The 879-nt window shown below is 63.9% G+C and carries 1 protein-coding gene; it reads left to right on the plus strand.

All coding sequences use genetic code 11. From position 1 onward, the window contains the following. On the plus strand, positions 1-775 hold a 775-nt coding region (locus RISW2_RS22975), incomplete at its 5' end, for a transposase (protein ID WP_043775826.1). Positions 776-879 lie beyond the last annotated feature (104 nt).

Below are 879 nucleotides of genomic sequence, written 5' to 3' on the forward strand. Positions count from 1 at the left end.
CCCCGCAAGCCAGTGGACGGCCGCGCGCAAGGGGCCGGCCTTCTTTGCCTATTCCGACAACTACCTGATCGACACCGACCACGGGATCATCATGGACGTGGAGGCGACGAGATCGGTGCGGCAGGCAGAGGTCGGGTCGGCCCGCACGATGCTGGATCGCACCGAGCGGCGCTTTGGTTTCCGCCCGGACTGGCTGGCTGCCGACACGGCCTACGGTTCGGAAGAGAACCTCGTCTGGCTGACGCTGAAGCGGCAAATCCTTCCCTTCATCCCGGTCTTCGACAAGTCCGAGCGCACGGACGGGACCTGGTCTCGGTCCGACTTCACGTGGGACGAGGAACGCGATCGCTACCTCTGCCCCGAGGGCAAGGAGCTTCGGCATTCCCGGCGCAACTATTCCGATCCGGCCCGCTCGGCGACAGGGATGAGGCCGCGCCGGTATCGAGCTCTGAAGGCGGACTGTCAGGCCTGCCCGTCAAAAGCCAAGTGCTGCCCGAAATCCGACGTGCGGAGCATCAATCGTGAGAAATACGAGATCGTCCGAGACTTCGTCCGAGCCTGCACGGCTTCCGCGTTTAACGAGGTGGCACAGCGGCGGCGGAAGAAGGTCGAGATGCTGTTCGCTCACCTGAAGCGGATCTTGGGTCTCGGAAGACTCCGGCTCAGGGGCCCGCTCGGCTCAAAGGACGAGTTCACACTGGCGGCGATAGCCCAAAACCTCCGGAAACTGGCGAAACTCCGGCCACAGAGCACCAATGGAGCGGCGTCCGCCTGAGGCGGACGAGTGCATCCCATCGAAATCCCCGATCCTATTGCTCACCCGTCATTCCGCGGCCAACTCGACCAGCGCCACGGCAGGCGTTTTTCAACGGCATCGGC

This window comes from Roseivivax isoporae LMG 25204, from assembly GCF_000521865.1.
In the GTDB taxonomy this organism is placed as follows: domain Bacteria; phylum Pseudomonadota; class Alphaproteobacteria; order Rhodobacterales; family Rhodobacteraceae; genus Roseivivax; species Roseivivax isoporae.